The sequence below is a fragment of the Bradyrhizobium sp. CSA112 genome, assembly GCF_029051645.1.
Classification (GTDB): Bacteria; Pseudomonadota; Alphaproteobacteria; order Rhizobiales; family Xanthobacteraceae; genus Bradyrhizobium.
The window spans coordinates 264,974-279,208 of record NZ_JAACFS010000005.1; the positions used below are offsets into that span (position 1 = coordinate 264,974).

Consider the following 14,235-nt stretch of genomic DNA (forward strand, 5'->3'; position numbering starts at 1 on the left):
GTTGCGTTTCGCCGAGCACCGTGTAGCGGTGCCATTCCAGTGCGCGGCCGGGCTCTACGAGGGCCGCAAGAGATCAGGTTTCCGGGACGTTCATGCCGCAAAAGGTTCGAATCGCGCTTGACGCCATGGGTGGCGATGTCGGCGCATCGGTCGTCATTCCCGGCGCCGCAATCTCTTTGAAACGGCATCCGGACACCGAATTTCTGCTCTATGGCGACAGCAAGCTGATCGACGAGCAGCTTGCCAAATATCCAGCGCTGAAGGCAGCCTCGCACGTTGTCCATACCGACGTGACCGTCAGCATGCACGACAAGCCGAGCCAGGCGCTGCGCCGCGGCCGCAAGAGCTCGTCGATGTGGCTTGCGATCGATGCCGTGAAAAGGGGCGACGCCCACGTCGCGGTTTCCGCGGGCAATACCGGCGCGCTGATGGCCATGGCGCGCTTCCACCTGCACACCATGGCCGGAATCGATCGCCCGGCGATTGCGGGCGTGTGGCCGACCGCGCGAGGCGATTCCGTCGTGCTCGACCTCGGCGCCACGATCGGCGGCGACGCGCGCCATCTCGTGGCGCTGGCGGTGATGGGCAGCGCGATGGCGAGCGTGCTGCTCAACCGGGAACGGCCGACTGTCGGCCTCCTCAACATCGGGGTCGAGGAGATCAAGGGTCATGAAGAGATCCGCGAGGCCGCCGAGCTGCTGCGCGCGAGCCAGCTCAATTATATCGGCTTCGTCGAAGGCGACGGGATCGGCGCGGGCGCGGCTGACGTGATCGTGTCGGAAGGTTTTAGCGGCAACATCGCGTTGAAGGCCGCGGAGGGAACTGCACGCCAAATGGCAGATTTTCTGCGCAATGCCATGGCTTCAAGCTGGTTTTCCCGGATCGGTTATCTGTTCGCCCGCAGCGCCTTCAAGGCGCTCCGAGACAAGCTCGACCCGAACAAATCCAATGGTGGTGTGCTGCTCGGCCTGAAAGGCGTCGTTGTCAAAAGCCATGGCGGAATCAGCGCCGAAGGCTTTGCCTATGCGGTCGATGTTGGCTATGAGATGGTCCGCTGCGATCTCCTCACCAAGATCAATCATATGCTTAATCGCGACGGCAGTGCGCTGGCTCAAGCGCAGACCGCGCAGGAGGTTGTCTCGTGACTGCGAAACGTTCGGTCGTGCTGGGCTGTGGCTCTTATCTGCCGCAGAAGGTGCTGACCAATGCCGAACTGGCTGCGCGAATCGATACTTCGGACGAGTGGATCGTGCAGCGCACCGGCATCCGGCAGCGCCATATTGCGGCCGAGGGCGAGTTCACGTCGCACTTGGCGATCAACGCTGCGCGTGCGGCGCTCGAGCATGCCGGCCTCGACGCGCAGGCAATCGACCTGATCGTGCTGGCGACATCGACGCCGGATCATACCTTTCCGGCAACCGCGGTCGCCGTGCAGAACGAGCTCGGCATCCATCACGGCGCCGCCTTCGATCTGCAGGCGGTATGTTCTGGCTTCGTCTTTGCGCTGGCTACGGCTGACAATTTCCTGCGCTCCGGCGCCTACAAGCGCGCGCTGGTGATCGGCGCTGAGACGTTCTCGCGCATTCTCGACTGGAACGATCGCGGAACCTGTGTGCTGTTCGGCGACGGTGCCGGCGCGGTGGTGCTCGAAGCGCAGGATCAGCCGGGCTTGCCTTCCGATCGCGGCGTGCTGACGACCCATCTGCGCTCGGACGGACGGCACAAGGCGAAGCTCTATGTCGACGGCGGCCCGTCGACGACCCAGACCGTCGGCCATCTTCGGATGGAAGGCCGCGAAGTGTTCAAGCATGCCGTCGGCATGATCACCGACGTGATTGTTGATGCGTTCGATGCGACCGGCGCGACGGCTGATTCCATCGACTGGTTCATCCCGCATCAAGCTAACAAGCGAATCATCGATGCTTCAGCGCACAAGCTTCATATTGCGCCGCAGAAGGTGGTACTGACCGTCGACCTGCACGGCAATACGTCGGCGGCTTCGATTCCGCTGGCGCTGGCCGTCGCCGTCAAGGATGGACGCGTGAAGAAGGGCGATCTGGTGCTGTTTGAGGCCATGGGCGGCGGCTTTACCTGGGGTTCCGCCCTCGTGCGCTGGTAAGCGCGGCCTAAAAATACCGATTAAAATTGTAGTGATGTTCCATGCGTCTGCATGATGGTCGCTGTTGACCATTGCGTGCTAACCTCCTAATTTCAGGGAATAAATTGTTCGCCGAGAGTGCGGGGCAGGCGATGACCGGGACCGGAAAAACAGTCACACGTGTGGATTTGTGCGAGGCGGTCTACCAGAAGGTGGGCCTGTCGCGAACGGAATCATCTGCATTTGTCGAGCTCGTTTTGAAAGAGATCACCGATTGCCTGGAGAAGGGCGAAACGGTGAAGCTGTCGTCGTTCGGGTCCTTCATGGTGCGCAAGAAGGGTCAGCGTATCGGACGTAACCCGAAGACCGGTACCGAAGTGCCGATCTCGCCGCGTCGAGTGATGGTGTTCAAGCCGTCAGCTATTCTGAAGCAGCGGATCAACGGCCACGCGCCCGGCAACGGTGAAAGCAAGACCGACTAACGAGACCGAGTAACACGGCCGCGTAACAAAGCGAGTACTGCGTCTTCACCAACAAGATGAGTTGAGAGGAGCTGGCATTTGGACAAGGCGCCGGATGCGTTCCGCACCATCAGCGAAGTCGCTGAAGAGCTCGATATTCCCCAGCACGTGCTGCGGTTCTGGGAGACGCGGTTTGCCCAGATCAAGCCGATGAAGCGAAGCGGCGGGCGGCGTTACTACCGCCCCGACGACGTCGACCTCCTCAAAGGCATCCGTCGCCTGCTGTACGGCGAGGGCTACACCATCCGCGGCGTGCAGCGGATCCTGAAAGAGCACGGCATCAAGTCGGTGCAGGGCCTTGCCGATCAGACCTCGGCCGTCACCTTCGGCGCCGTCGAGGAAGCGATCGGCCTCAGCCTGCAGGAGCCGGAGGAGCAGGGCGAGACGCTGGTCGCCGGTGCCGACGACGAGGACTACGAGACCGAAGAGAAGGAAATCGACTACCGCTTTGTCGATACCGACGATGACGGCATTTTGCTCCCCTTCGCCAAGGGCAAGCCGGGACCTTCGGAAGCCGACCGCGAGCGGTTGGAGCGGGTCCTGCAGGAGCTGATCGCCTGCAAGCAATTGCTGGATAACGCCCTGAAGGACGGTTGAGGGGGCTGTAAGATTGGTCGGAGCGAGAGGATTTGAACCTCCGACCCCTAGTCTCCCAGACTAGTGCGCTAACCGGGCTGCGCCACGCTCCGATGCCGTTCCATTAGCTGCGATCAGCGCCCGGCGCAAGGCGCGCGAAGGGCCTCATTGAGGCGACCGGTGGCCAGTTCCACCCCCTAGATGCCGAGAACCCAAACGGCAACAATGGCGCCAAGTACAGCTACTCCGCTGATGGTCCAGCCCGTGACATAAGCCGCACCATCCGATTCCGGTCGATCGACCATGGTATCGTGCCAGGGGGCCACGGGCGGTCTCCTCTGCGTTGATGCTGCCTCCAGTCATTAGGTCGTCGGCGGGAGGCCAAAGGTTCAACATGTGCGGAAGACGCAATACTCCCCTGCAGCGCGATTGCCCGCACAAGCTGGATAACCGCGCCGCCCTTCAATAGGCTCGCCTCCAACCGGCCGAAAAAGCTGCCGGGAACGCGGGATGCAATCCGCGGATAGCGGATGGAAACGCGAGGCCAACCCATGACAGCACGTCCTACCGGCGTGATACCGCCGATGACGACGCCGTTCCGAAAAGACGGCGAGATCGATTTCAAACTCGTCGCACCGCAGGTTGACTGGCTGATCGGCGCCGGCAGCCACGGCATGGCAGCCGGCGGCTCGACCGGCGAAGGGCATACGCTTGACCACGAAGAGTATCGCGACCTTGTCGCGGCGACCGTGGAAGCCGCGAAAGGGCGCGCGCCCGTCATCGCCGGCATCATAGTTGACTCCACCCGCGACGCAATCCGGCGCGGCAAGCTGGTGCGCGACATGAACGTCGCCGCGCTGCAGGTGACGCCGGTGCACTATCTATTCAAGCCGGACGAGCAGGCGATGGTCGATCATTTCCGCCATATGGCCGATGAAACCGGCATGCCGATCATCATCTACAATGTGGTGCCGTGGTCCTATCTCTCGCCGGCGCTGCTGAGGCGGATCATGAACGAGGTGCCGCTCGTTGTCGGCGTCAAGCAGAGCGCTGGCGATTTGAAACTGTTTGCCGACCTCATGATGATGGCGCCGGACAAATTGATCTACAGCGCGGTCGACGCGCTGATGTATCCATCCTATGCGCTCGGCGCGCATGGATCGATCGCGGCGATCCTGAGCGCCGCGCCGCATGCTTCCGTCGAACTCTGGAACGTCGTCAAAGCGGGCAACCACGACCGCGCGCTGGAGCTGCACAAGAAGCTGCTGACACTGTGGAACGCCATCGTCTCCGACAATCTTCCGGCATGCACGCGCTACGCACAGTCGCTGCAGGGGCTGCCCGCGACATTCTCTCGCGCACCGATGCCGGAAGCATCGTCTGCGCAACAGGCAGCTATCAGAAAGGCACTGGAGGGATTGGGCGCGCTGCGCGGCTCTCGCGAGGCGGCGGAGTAAATTCCGCCGCGCGAAAACGTCAGCGAGACAATCGAACCGCGTTTCACCGGTGGTTTTACCGGCAGTCGCGAGCTGTTACTGTCCCGTTCGTACGGGCCCCATTGCCATGAGGGCCCCAACTCAAAAATTCAAAAACCGAGGTGACGATCTCATGAAGGACTTTGCCGGAAAGTTTGCCGTGATCACCGGAGGCGGCACAGGCATGGGCCGCGAACTCGCGCGCCAGCTCGTCGCCGAAGGCTGCAATGTCGCGATGTGCGACGTTTCCCCGGAGGCGATGGCCGAGACCAAGCGCATGTGCGAGGCGGAAAAGTTGCCGCAGGGCCTTCGCGTCACCACGCACGTCGCCGACGTCTCGATCGAGGCTCATCTCCAGCGCTTCCGCGATGAGCTGATCGAGCAGCAGGCGACCGACAAGATCCATCTGCTGTTCAACAATGCCGGCATCGGCGGTGGCGGCAGCCTGTTCACCAACACGCGCGAGCAGTGGGAACGCACCTTCAACATCTGCTGGGGCGGCGTCTATCTCGGTGTTCGCACTTTCCTGCCGCTCATGATGAAAGCGGACGAGGCCCACATCGTCAACACATCGAGCGTCAACGGCTTCTGGGCGTCCGTCGGCCTGGGCGCCTCGCACACCGCCTACAGCGCCGCCAAGTTCGCGGTGAAAGGGTTTACCGAAGCACTGATGACGGATCTGCGGCTCAACGCGCCGCACATCAAATGCTCAGTCGTGATGCCCGGGCATATCGGCACGTCGATCGTTTCCAATTCGCGCAAGATCCAGAGCGGATCGGAATCCGAAGAACTGAGCCCGAATGAAATCCTGGCGACGCGGCAGCGCCTGAAGGGCATGGGCATCGATACCGTGCCGATGTCGGACGACGACATTCAGAAAATCGCACTCGACCGCGCGCGCACTTTCCGCGAGGAGGCGCCGACCACGGCGGCGGTCGCGGCAAAGATCATCCTTGACGGCGTCAAGGTTGAGCGCTGGCGCATTCTCGTCGGCGACGACGCCCACAAGCTCGACGAGCGGGTGCGGCAGGCCCCCGAAAAGGCCTATACACCGGAGTTCTACAAGAGCTTTACGGAAGAGGTCGGCTGGCGGCTCGGGTAGCGGACGATCGGTTCTGATGGAATCAGAACCGAAGCTCCGCACTCCGGACGCGTCGTCACGGCAACTGACGCCGCTCACGCGCGCGAGACGCGCTGACGCGAACCCGGGCGGTAGGCGAGGCGGGTGTGGCCCGAGCAATAGGGCATGCCTTCCACCGGCGTATTGCCACAAAAGCAGAAGTCTTCTGCGCCTGGCGTGCTGATCGGCCAGCGGCACCGCTCGTTGCTGAGTTCGAGCAGCGAGCAGCGCTGATTGCTGGCGATTGGCTCTTCTTGCAGCGGCTGAGCGTTTTCGTAAACGGACTGCAGTATTTGATATTGCAACCGGGGAATGGATTTCCGCGAACGCTCCCTGGCAGCCTTGGTCGGTCGCGGTTCGGCGGGGGCGGGGCCGCGCGTCAATTGCAGGCGCGAGAGCTTGCCGATCACGGCGTTACGGCTGACGCCGATGCTGGCCGCGATCTCGCGGCAGGTGAGGCCGGCTTCAAAATGGCTTTTCAGGAGTTCGACGCGATCGGTGGTCCAGGTCGGTACATTCGTAAGCATTTTCTCGGTTCCACATTCTGTGAAAACCGCCGCGTTGCTCCCGTCAGGACGTCTTGCCGTTGTCGCGGATTGCAAGCAGCCCATCCTTGATGGCCAGCCGAATGCCTTCCTCGATCAGGGTCCTTGCAACGCCGGGAACGCTTGTGCCGTGGGTGCCCTGTCTCACCAATCTTTCCATATAAGCGATGGTCGAGAGCGCCAAGGTCACGGGAACGCGGTCGGTTTCGGCTTTTTCTGTAGCCATGGGGAACGCTAACTTTTAAACGCTGTACTGAAAAGTTACTATTTCGACTCTATTTAGTTTTACACACATGAGTCAAACGGCTTGTGGATAGCTCTCTATCCATTTGAAAAAACATATTAAAAGCCAAAGTCGGGTTTGTGGATTAACCAAAGTGCCCGTGACGCGCAGCGCGCGGCAGTCTTAACGGCGGTTAGAGGCGCGGCGAAACGATCCAGCCGTGTGGGCCATTTCCCCATTGCTTCGCGCTGCAGGGAATGCCGATGATGCCCTGGGACGGCGGCAAGGGCGCAATGACGGTAACGAACGGTCTCTACACCATTCATATCGAGATGACGGACGGCGGCCATGGCCGCGCGCACGGCGTGATTGTGCTGCGCGACGGCAAGATCGCCGGCGGTGACTCGTATTTCTATTACACGGGCTCTTACACCGCAGATCGCGGCAAGTGGCGCGGTGAACTGATCACCAACGAGCACACGAAATCGGTTGGCGCGCTGCCGCTGTTCGGCGGGCGCGAAGTCACTTGCGGCTTCAGCGGGTCGTACGCCGCCGATGGCGCGCAGGTGCAGGGGACTGCGTTGGTCGGAAAGACCAGCGTGTTGTTTCACGCGCGGCTGAAGCTGCGCTCTCCTTTTTGAGGAGCCGCAGGTCGTCCGATCAGCCGTGCACGACCGTCTTCGCGATCATGCAGTGAATGCCCTTGGAGCCGTTAACGGTCTGCGTCACCCGCAGATCGGCGGCGAGACTGCAGAGCGTGTAAGCGTCCTCGCGCGACAAATTGCGCTTCTCGCCGAGCAGCAAGATCATGTCGCGCAACGCGCGCACCACGCATTGATCGAGATCGGGGTCCATCGCCATCGTCATGTAATGCGTTGGCGTTTCCGCACGGGGATAGCCGAGCTCCAGATCCTTGCGCAGCGTCAGGCGGAAGCGGCCTTGCAATGCCGTCTCGATCGCGGTGACGCAGACTTCGCCATCGCCCTGCACGCCATGCCCATCGCCGCAGGAGAACAGCGCGCCCGGCACGAACACCGGCAGATACAGCTTGGCGCCGGCGCCCAATTCCTTGTTGTCGAGATTGCCGCCCATCGCGCGCGGAATCAACGAGGTGATGCGGCCCCAGGCCGGCGGCGGCGCCACACCCATCACGCCGAAGAACGGCGCCAGCGGCAAATCGAGCCCCCATGGCATCCGGCCCACCATTCGCTCGCGGTCAAGCGGGATGTTGATGATGCGCGTCTCGTGGAAATCGTCGGGCAGGGTGCCCGCCAGCGGGCGGATCAGATTGTAGCCCCAGTCCTGCCGGAGCTGGACGTCGAGAATGTCGACCTCCAGCACGTTGCCGGGCTCGGCGCCGGCAACCGCGACCGGGCCGGTGAGGATGTGACCCGGGACCATGCGCTCACTCCGCGCGTGAATGTCGGCAAGCTCGGCAGGTACGTGAAACTTGGCTCGGTCCGGCATCACGTCCGGCCCGCCGGTCACGGTGTCGATGGTGACCTCGTCGCCGCTGGCGATGGTCAGGACGGGCTTCAATTTCGCTTCGAAAAAGCCCCAGTGGCAGGTTTCGGGGCTGGAATGCAGATGATGATAGGCCATGAGGGGGACTTTTGGTTGCTGCAATGGCGTCGTATGACGCTCTATCAGACATTATCAGAGGCTTCCCCTTGTTTTTTGTCCTCTCCAAGACGCTCGGCTCTCTGCTGTTGCCGACGAATCTTCTGATCGGCGTCGGCTTCGTCGGGGCCATTCTGATGTTCACGCGCTTTGCATCGCTGGGGCGCAAGCTGGTGATCGCAGCCGTTCTGCTGCTCGTGATCTGCGGTCTGTCGCCGCTCGGGAACCTGCTGCTCTATCCGTTGGAGCAGCGCTTTCCGCCATGGGACAACTCGCGCGGGGCGCCTGACGGCATCATCGTGCTCGGCGGCTCGATCCAACCCGAGCTCTCCGTCGCGCACAGCACGCCGGTGGTGCTCGGCGCGCCCGATCGTCTGATCGCGGCTGCGGCGCTGGCGCACCGCTATCCTAACGCGCGCGTCGTATTTACCGGCGGCAGCGCGAAACTGATTTCGAACGACGCCAGAGAGGCCGATTTCGCCGGCGCCATTTTCGAGAGTCTCGGCATCGACAAGTCGCGCCTGGTCATGGAACGGGCTTCGCGCAATACGCAGGAGAACGCGGAATTCTCGAAGGTGATGCTTGCGCCCAAGGAGGGCGAGCGCTGGCTTTTGGTGACGTCAGCTTCCCATATGCCGCGATCGGTCGGCTTGTTTAGGAAAGCGGGATTCGCGGTCGAGCCCTATCCCGTCGATTGGCGGGTCGGCCGAGGCGGCGATGTGTGGAATTTCACCAATATCGCAATCGACGGACTAGGACGGACCGACGTCGCGTTGCGCGAATGGATGGGGCTGCTCGCCTACCGCGCCACCGGCAAGATCGACGAGTTGCTGCCGGGCCCAGCATCGAAGTAGAAGCCGGTCGCCAGCCGGGCTACAATCACGCAACAGGCGGGGCCGCCGATTTGGGAGTTTACGCCATGCAACAGCAGACGCCGCCGGAAGCGTTCGATTTGGCCGGCATGGTGGCCGACCTGAACAGCCTGCTGAGGCTGAAGACGACCGTGATCGGCATCAAGATGTTTGCCCGCGTCGAGGAGATGGCCGCGATCCCGAAGATCCGGCGTCCCTCGGCGGTGCATACCACCGACCAGATCGTCAGCATGGCCTCGCGGCTCGGCTGGACCGTCGGTATCACCGGCGACGATCTCGTCGGCGCGCAGTGCCGCGCCGTGATTGGGCTGGCGCCGCAGGACGAAAAGTGGCTCGCCGGGGAAAATTATGTCGGAGTCTGGCACAGCACGGCCGAGGACGCGCGCAAGCGTCAGGAGGCGCTCGACGTCGTACCTTTCGGCCAGTATCAGGCGATGGCGGTGAGCCCGCTCACCAGCGGCCGGCTCAATCCGCCCGATATCTGCCTGGTCTACGCGACGCCTGGCCAGATGATCATTCTGATCAACGGCCTGCAATATACCGGTTACAAGAAATTCGAGTGGGGCGTGGTCGGCGAGACCGCCTGCGCGGATTCCTGGGGCAGGGCGCTCAAGACCGGCGAGCCAAGCCTGTCGCTGCCGTGCTTCGCCGAGCGCCGCTACGGCGGCGTGCCGGACGAGGAGATGCTGATGGCGCTCAAGCCGGAGCATCTTGCCAAGGCCATTGTCGGGATGAAGCAATTGGCGAAGAACGGCCTGCGCTATCCGATCGCGCCCTATGGCATTCAGGCCGACGTTCGCGCCGGCATGGGCGTGTCGTACGCGAAGAAATAAACGACCGTCATTGCGAGCGAAGCGAAGCAATCCACATACACCGCGAAGAGATTTTGGATTGCTTCGCTTCGCTCGCAATGACAAGAAGACCCAAACGTCAATTCCAGGAACCAAAATATGTCTTCGTCGAAATTCGACATCGTCGTCTACGGCGCCACCGGTTTCACCGGCCAACTCGTCGCCGAGTATCTGGCCGCGCACTACAAGGGCGACGCCAGCCTGAAATGGGCGATGGCCGGGCGCAGCAAGGACAAGCTCGCCTCCGTTCGCGATGCGATCGGCGCGCCTGCGGATACGCCGCTGATTGTGGCCGATGCCAGCGATCCCGCATCGTTGAAGGCGATGTTGGATCAGACGAAATCTGTGATCAGCACGGTCGGCCCGTATCAGTTTTACGGCAATGAGCTGCTTGCTGCCTGCGTGGCCTCGGGTACCGATTATTTCGATCTCTGCGGCGAACCGTTGTGGATGCGGGAGATGATCGACAAGCATGAAGCAGAAGCGAAAGCCCGCGGCGCACGCATCGTGTTTTCATGCGGGTTCGACTCGGTGCCGTTCGAACTCGGCGCATTCTTTGTGCAGGAGGAAGCCAAGCGGGTGTTCGGCACGCCGGCTTCCCGCGTTAAGGGGCGCGTGCGCGACATGCGCGGCACCCTGTCCGGCGGCACCGCCGCGAGCGCCAAGGCGACCTTCGATGCCGTCGCCAAGGATCTCAGCCTAGTTGCGATACTCAAGGATGCGTTCGCGCTGACGCCCGGATTCAAGGGGCCAAAGCAGCCGCCGGGCAGCAAGCCGGCCTATGAGGAAGACCTGCAGTCCTGGGCGGCGCCCTTCATGATGGCGCTCATCAACACCCGTAACATCCATCGCTCGAACATGCTGATGGGCTTTCCGTACGGGAAGGAGTTCGTCTACGACGAAATGGTGCTGACGGGTGCCGGCGAGAAGGGCGAGGCCAACGCCAAGCTGGTGATGGCCGCAAATACCGAAAAGACCGGCCCCGGTGCACCCAAGCCCGGCGAAGGGCCGTCGAAGGAAGAGCGCGAGAACGGCCTCTATGATCTGCTCTATGTCGCCATCGCGCCCGATGGTCGTCAGGTCCGCGCATCCGTGAAGGGTGACCGCGATCCCGGCTATGGGTCGACGTCAAAGATGATCTCGGAATGCGCAATCTGCCTGCTGCGCGACACGCCGGATGTTCCAGCCGGCATCTGGACGCCGGGGGCTGCGATGCAGCACAAGCTGATCGAGCGGCTGGTCGATCATGCCGGATTGACGTTCACGGTCGAGAAGTAGCTTCGCAGCGTAGGACGGCTTCGTCGGCGCTATGGCCGCGGAATGGTGTCGGCCTTCCAGCGCTCGGCGGCAACGAACATGCCCCACATCGCTCCCAGCATGAGCCAGAAGTGCCGCCAATGGTCGGTATCGATGATGAAGCTCTCGCCGACGGTGCCGAGGAACGCGGCGAAGATCGCCAGATAGGCCGGCTGCCAGGGCACGCTGACGAAGACATAGCGGAACCCTGTCAGCACGGTGACGCAGACCAGTACCGGATAGCAGACGCCGGAGAGCCATCCGCCTGACATGAACGCGTTCAGGTAGGAATTGTGGGTGTCCTCGGGAAAGAAGCGGTTGAACTGCAGCGGCCCGATGCCGAGCGGTAAACCAAGTGCCATCTCGGCTCCGAGAATATGCCGGCCGAAACGTCCGAAGCGGCCCCCGTCGTAGCTCTGATCGAAACTGGCGCGCTGCTTGAATAGTTGCGCGATCGGATCGAGCGACAGCAGCACAGCAACCAGCGCCGCCGCCAGCACTACGGTAACGAGCGCGACCACGATGATGCGCGAGCGCTGCGACTGCGAGCGGCTGGTCAGCACCATCAACGCCAGCATGAATACGGAAGTGAGGATCAACTGGCCCCACGCGGCGCGTGAGAACGAAAGGAGGATTGCCAGCGACAGGACGCCGAACGTGATCGCGCTGCGCAGCGACTTGCCGAATTTGTCCGAGACGACGCTTTGCAGCGCGAACAGCGCCGGCAGGATCAGGAACGCGCCGAGCACGTTCGGATCCTTGAAGGTGCCGCGGGCGCGGTCATACAGCGTCAGCAAGTCACGCCCGCCGGGAATGAGGTTGAAGTAACCGGCAATACCGGCAAGCGCCGCAATCAGGGCGCCGACGATGAGGCCGCGCCGGAGCATGTCGAGCCGCGCCGCGGTATCCTCCGATATCACCATCGCGAACAGAATGACTGTTACCGCCATGTACCACGAGGTCGCGATCCAGTTCGGCACGCTGGGCCGGTCGAACACGGCGACCGAGCTGACGGTGTAGCCGACATTGATCAAGAACAGCAGCAGAAGCAGCGGCATGAACACCAGCCGCATCCGCAGGCCGGTTGCGAAAAAGACTACCGAGGCCGCAAACGTGGCCAGTTCATAGGGACTGGGCTCAATGAAGACGATCGCGACGGATGCTCCGACCAGCCATACCATCGCGCGCTGCAAGGCAAGCACGCCGGGCGCAGCCGTCATCGATGGTAGGGAGCCTCCGGCCGTCGCCGCATAGGTCATCGAATACTCACGCACTCACGCAACGCAACAAACAACTGAACCTGCTATCCGCGTCATTGCGAGGAGCTCGCGACAAAATTGCAAAGCAATTTTGCGCTGAAGCGACGAAGCAATCCACCTATCCCAGAGCCGCGCGATGGATTGCTTCGTTTCGCTCGCAATGACATCAACTCAATAGGCGTTCTCGCTCTTGGTCATTAGTGCCAGCGGCGTCTTGAGCAGAATGCAAAGATCGAGCAGCACCGACCAGTTTTCGATGTAATAGAGGTCGAACTCGACGCGCTTCTGTATCTTCTCGTCGGTGTCGACTTCGCCGCGCCAGCCGTTGATCTGCGCCCAGCCGGTGATGCCGGGCTTGACGCGGTGGCGCGCGAAATAACCATCGACGGCTTCGTCGAACAGCCGGCTCTGCAACTTGCCTTGCACGGCGTGGGGACGGGGGCCGACCAGCGAGAGGTTACTCTTGAACACGACGTTGAAGAGTTGCGGCAGTTCGTCGAGGCTGGTCTTGCGGATAAAGCGCCCGACGCGGGTGACGCGGGGATCGTTTTTGGTCACGACCTTGGAAGCAGTCGGATCGGCTTGATGGTGGTACATCGAACGAAACTTGAAAACGTCGATGCGCTCATTGTTGAAGCCAAACCGCTTCTGGCGGAACAGCACCGGCCCGGGGCTGTCGAGCTTGACCGCGAGCGCGACCAGACCCATCACCGGCAACGCCAGCACCAGGATCACGAAGCCGACGACGTGGTCGAACAGCCACTTCATCACCAGATCCCAGTCGGTGATCGGCGCCTCGAACACGTCGAGGGTGGGCACCTCGCCGACATAGGAATAGGAGCGGGGACGGAAGCGCAGCTTGTTGGTATGGGCGGAGAGGCGGATATCCACCGGCAGCACCCACAGCTTCTTCAACATCTCGAGAATGCGCATCTCGGCCGAGATCGGCAGCGCAAACAGCACGAGGTCGATGCGGGTGCGGCGCGCCAATTCGACGATGTCGTCGACCTTGCCGAGCTTGGGACTGCCGGCGCAGGTATCCATCGCACGGTCGTCGTTGCGGTCATCGAACACGCCGAGCACCTTGATGTCGGAATCATCCTGGGTTTTGAGCGCCTGGACGAGCTGCTCGCCGCTCTGGTCCGCGCCCACGATGATGGTGCGGCGATCGAGCCGGCCCTGATGAGCCCAGCCGCGCACCAGCGAGCGCAGGATCACGCGCCCGGTTACCAGCGCCGCAAGGCCCGTGAAGAAAAACGCCGTGAGCCAGAGCCGCGATATTTCGCTGCCGAGCTTGACGATGAAGGATGCGCCGATGAACAGCAGGAACACGAACGCCCAGGATGAAGCCATCCGGGTCATCTGGCGAAGGTGGCCGCGGAATAGCTGCACTTGGTAGATATCGGCGGCCTGGAAGCTGATCACGGCCGTTGCAGCCACGCCAAAGATCGCCGCGAGAAACTCCCAGGAAAACCCCCTGAGGGAGGCGACATATCCGAAATAGATCGCGACGCCGATCGCGCTCAGCATCGCGAAATCGATGACGCGAACCACGCCCGCGATCACGATCGGCGAGTAGGCACGGCCGACTTTCTGGTTGCTGACGGCAAGGGCGGCCGGAGTGAGCCTGCGGCGCCGTTCGACCGGTGGACGGTCGGCGCTGGCGGTCGCCGCGGCATCGAACATCGAGCGTGCGTTAATCGGTTCCACTGGTCCACGTCCGTTCTGGAGCACACACGTAAGAAAATGTGCTTGCCGATGCGGAATTCCCCGCACCCA

The 14,235-nt window shown here is 62.2% G+C and carries 16 protein-coding genes and 1 tRNA gene; 10 read left to right on the forward strand and 7 right to left on the reverse strand.

Going from position 1 to position 14,235, the window contains the following annotated elements; genetic code table 11:
* Positions 1-92 precede the first annotated feature (92 nt).
* The 4 genes from plsX (at position 93) to GWE18_RS13615 (ending at position 3,216) form a co-directional block, all read left to right on the forward strand.
* A complete protein-coding gene (plsX, locus tag GWE18_RS13600) occupies positions 93-1,145 on the forward strand; it encodes a phosphate acyltransferase PlsX (RefSeq protein WP_275186235.1) in 1,053 nt (350 codons plus the stop codon).
* On the forward strand, positions 1,142-2,119 hold the full coding sequence (locus tag GWE18_RS13605) for a beta-ketoacyl-ACP synthase III (protein WP_275186236.1): 978 nt from the start codon (positions 1,142-1,144) through the stop codon (positions 2,117-2,119). Before plsX ends, GWE18_RS13605 begins: the two co-directional genes overlap by 4 nt.
* Positions 2,120-2,250: 131 nt before the next feature.
* Positions 2,251-2,580 carry an integration host factor subunit alpha gene (locus GWE18_RS13610; RefSeq protein ID WP_057845762.1) on the forward strand — a complete coding sequence of 110 codons (330 nt, stop codon included), beginning with the start codon at positions 2,251-2,253 and terminating at the stop codon, positions 2,578-2,580.
* A 78-nt stretch (positions 2,581-2,658) separates the two neighbouring features.
* Complete coding sequence (locus GWE18_RS13615) at positions 2,659-3,216, forward strand: MerR family transcriptional regulator (RefSeq protein ID WP_275186237.1); 558 nt, start codon at positions 2,659-2,661, stop codon at positions 3,214-3,216.
* A 14-nt stretch (positions 3,217-3,230) separates the two neighbouring features.
* On the opposite strand, the gene GWE18_RS13620 is transcribed toward GWE18_RS13615, so the two are convergent.
* Positions 3,231-3,308 (reverse strand) — tRNA-Pro (locus GWE18_RS13620).
* 84 nt (positions 3,309-3,392) lie between these two features.
* Complete coding sequence (locus GWE18_RS13625) at positions 3,393-3,521, reverse strand: hypothetical protein (RefSeq protein ID WP_275186238.1); 129 nt, start codon at positions 3,519-3,521, stop codon at positions 3,393-3,395.
* Positions 3,522-3,746: 225 nt separating this feature from the next.
* Here GWE18_RS13625 and GWE18_RS13630 point away from each other — a divergent pair, with 225 nt between their 5' ends.
* A complete protein-coding gene (locus tag GWE18_RS13630; RefSeq protein ID WP_275186239.1) occupies positions 3,747-4,652 on the forward strand; it encodes a dihydrodipicolinate synthase family protein in 906 nt (301 codons plus the stop codon).
* A 151-nt stretch (positions 4,653-4,803) separates the two neighbouring features.
* Positions 4,804-5,772, forward strand: coding sequence for an SDR family NAD(P)-dependent oxidoreductase (locus tag GWE18_RS13635; protein WP_275186240.1), 969 nt, complete (start codon positions 4,804-4,806; stop codon positions 5,770-5,772).
* Positions 5,773-5,846: 74 nt separating this feature from the next.
* Here the strand turns inward: GWE18_RS13635 and GWE18_RS13640 are convergent, their stop codons facing one another.
* Both GWE18_RS13640 and GWE18_RS13645 read right to left on the reverse strand, forming a co-directional pair.
* On the reverse strand, positions 5,847-6,317 hold the full coding sequence (locus GWE18_RS13640) for a GcrA family cell cycle regulator (protein WP_275186241.1): 471 nt from the start codon (positions 6,315-6,317) through the stop codon (positions 5,847-5,849).
* Positions 6,318-6,360: 43 nt separating this feature from the next.
* Entirely contained in the window at positions 6,361-6,561 is a 201-nt protein-coding gene (locus GWE18_RS13645; protein WP_057845825.1) for a hypothetical protein, read from the reverse strand.
* 260 nt (positions 6,562-6,821) lie between these two features.
* Between GWE18_RS13645 and GWE18_RS13650 the strand changes: the two genes are divergently transcribed.
* On the forward strand, positions 6,822-7,199 hold the full coding sequence (locus tag GWE18_RS13650) for a GrlR family regulatory protein (protein WP_275186242.1): 378 nt from the start codon (positions 6,822-6,824) through the stop codon (positions 7,197-7,199).
* Between the two features lie 19 nt (positions 7,200-7,218).
* Here the strand turns inward: GWE18_RS13650 and GWE18_RS13655 are convergent, their stop codons facing one another.
* Positions 7,219-8,160, reverse strand: a complete 942-nt coding sequence (locus GWE18_RS13655) for an acetamidase/formamidase family protein (protein WP_275186243.1) — start codon at positions 8,158-8,160, stop codon at positions 7,219-7,221.
* A 68-nt stretch (positions 8,161-8,228) separates the two neighbouring features.
* Here GWE18_RS13655 and GWE18_RS13660 point away from each other — a divergent pair, with 68 nt between their 5' ends.
* The 3 genes from GWE18_RS13660 (at position 8,229) to GWE18_RS13670 (ending at position 11,179) form a co-directional block, all read left to right on the forward strand.
* Positions 8,229-9,032 carry a YdcF family protein gene (locus tag GWE18_RS13660; RefSeq protein WP_275186244.1) on the forward strand — a complete coding sequence of 268 codons (804 nt, stop codon included), beginning with the start codon at positions 8,229-8,231 and terminating at the stop codon, positions 9,030-9,032.
* A 65-nt stretch (positions 9,033-9,097) separates the two neighbouring features.
* A complete protein-coding gene (locus GWE18_RS13665; RefSeq protein ID WP_275186245.1) occupies positions 9,098-9,883 on the forward strand; it encodes a DUF169 domain-containing protein in 786 nt (261 codons plus the stop codon).
* A gap of 117 nt (positions 9,884-10,000) precedes the next feature.
* Positions 10,001-11,179 carry a saccharopine dehydrogenase NADP-binding domain-containing protein gene (locus tag GWE18_RS13670; protein ID WP_275186246.1) on the forward strand — a complete coding sequence of 393 codons (1,179 nt, stop codon included), beginning with the start codon at positions 10,001-10,003 and terminating at the stop codon, positions 11,177-11,179.
* A gap of 29 nt (positions 11,180-11,208) precedes the next feature.
* On the opposite strand, the gene GWE18_RS13675 is transcribed toward GWE18_RS13670, so the two are convergent.
* Together GWE18_RS13675 and GWE18_RS13680 are read right to left on the reverse strand one after the other, a co-directional pair.
* Positions 11,209-12,456: an O-antigen ligase domain-containing protein gene (locus GWE18_RS13675; protein WP_275186247.1), complete on the reverse strand. Its 1,248-nt coding sequence runs from the start codon at positions 12,454-12,456 to the stop codon at positions 11,209-11,211.
* Between the two features lie 171 nt (positions 12,457-12,627).
* Positions 12,628-14,166 carry an undecaprenyl-phosphate glucose phosphotransferase gene (locus GWE18_RS13680; RefSeq protein ID WP_275186248.1) on the reverse strand — a complete coding sequence of 513 codons (1,539 nt, stop codon included), beginning with the start codon at positions 14,164-14,166 and terminating at the stop codon, positions 12,628-12,630.
* Positions 14,167-14,235 lie beyond the last annotated feature (69 nt).

Bases quoted from the DNA above. Each gene is read 5' to 3' on its own strand.
- plsX (WP_275186235.1), top strand. From the start codon at position 93: ATGCCGCAAAAGGTTCGAATCGCGCTTGACGCCATGGGTGGCGATGTC.
- GWE18_RS13645 (WP_057845825.1), bottom strand. From the start codon at position 6,561: ATGGCTACAGAAAAAGCCGAAACCGACCGCGTTCCCGTGACCTTGGCG.
- GWE18_RS13630 (WP_275186239.1), top strand. From the start codon at position 3,747: ATGACAGCACGTCCTACCGGCGTGATACCGCCGATGACGACGCCGTTC.
- GWE18_RS13655 (WP_275186243.1), bottom strand. From the start codon at position 8,160: ATGGCCTATCATCATCTGCATTCCAGCCCCGAAACCTGCCACTGGGGC.
- GWE18_RS13635 (WP_275186240.1), top strand. From the start codon at position 4,804: ATGAAGGACTTTGCCGGAAAGTTTGCCGTGATCACCGGAGGCGGCACA.
- GWE18_RS13665 (WP_275186245.1), top strand. From the start codon at position 9,098: ATGCAACAGCAGACGCCGCCGGAAGCGTTCGATTTGGCCGGCATGGTG.
- GWE18_RS13650 (WP_275186242.1), top strand. From the start codon at position 6,822: ATGATGCCCTGGGACGGCGGCAAGGGCGCAATGACGGTAACGAACGGT.
- GWE18_RS13670 (WP_275186246.1), top strand. From the start codon at position 10,001: ATGTCTTCGTCGAAATTCGACATCGTCGTCTACGGCGCCACCGGTTTC.
- GWE18_RS13640 (WP_275186241.1), bottom strand. From the start codon at position 6,317: ATGCTTACGAATGTACCGACCTGGACCACCGATCGCGTCGAACTCCTG.
- GWE18_RS13675 (WP_275186247.1), bottom strand. From the start codon at position 12,456: ATGACCTATGCGGCGACGGCCGGAGGCTCCCTACCATCGATGACGGCT.
- GWE18_RS13610 (WP_057845762.1), top strand. From the start codon at position 2,251: ATGACCGGGACCGGAAAAACAGTCACACGTGTGGATTTGTGCGAGGCG.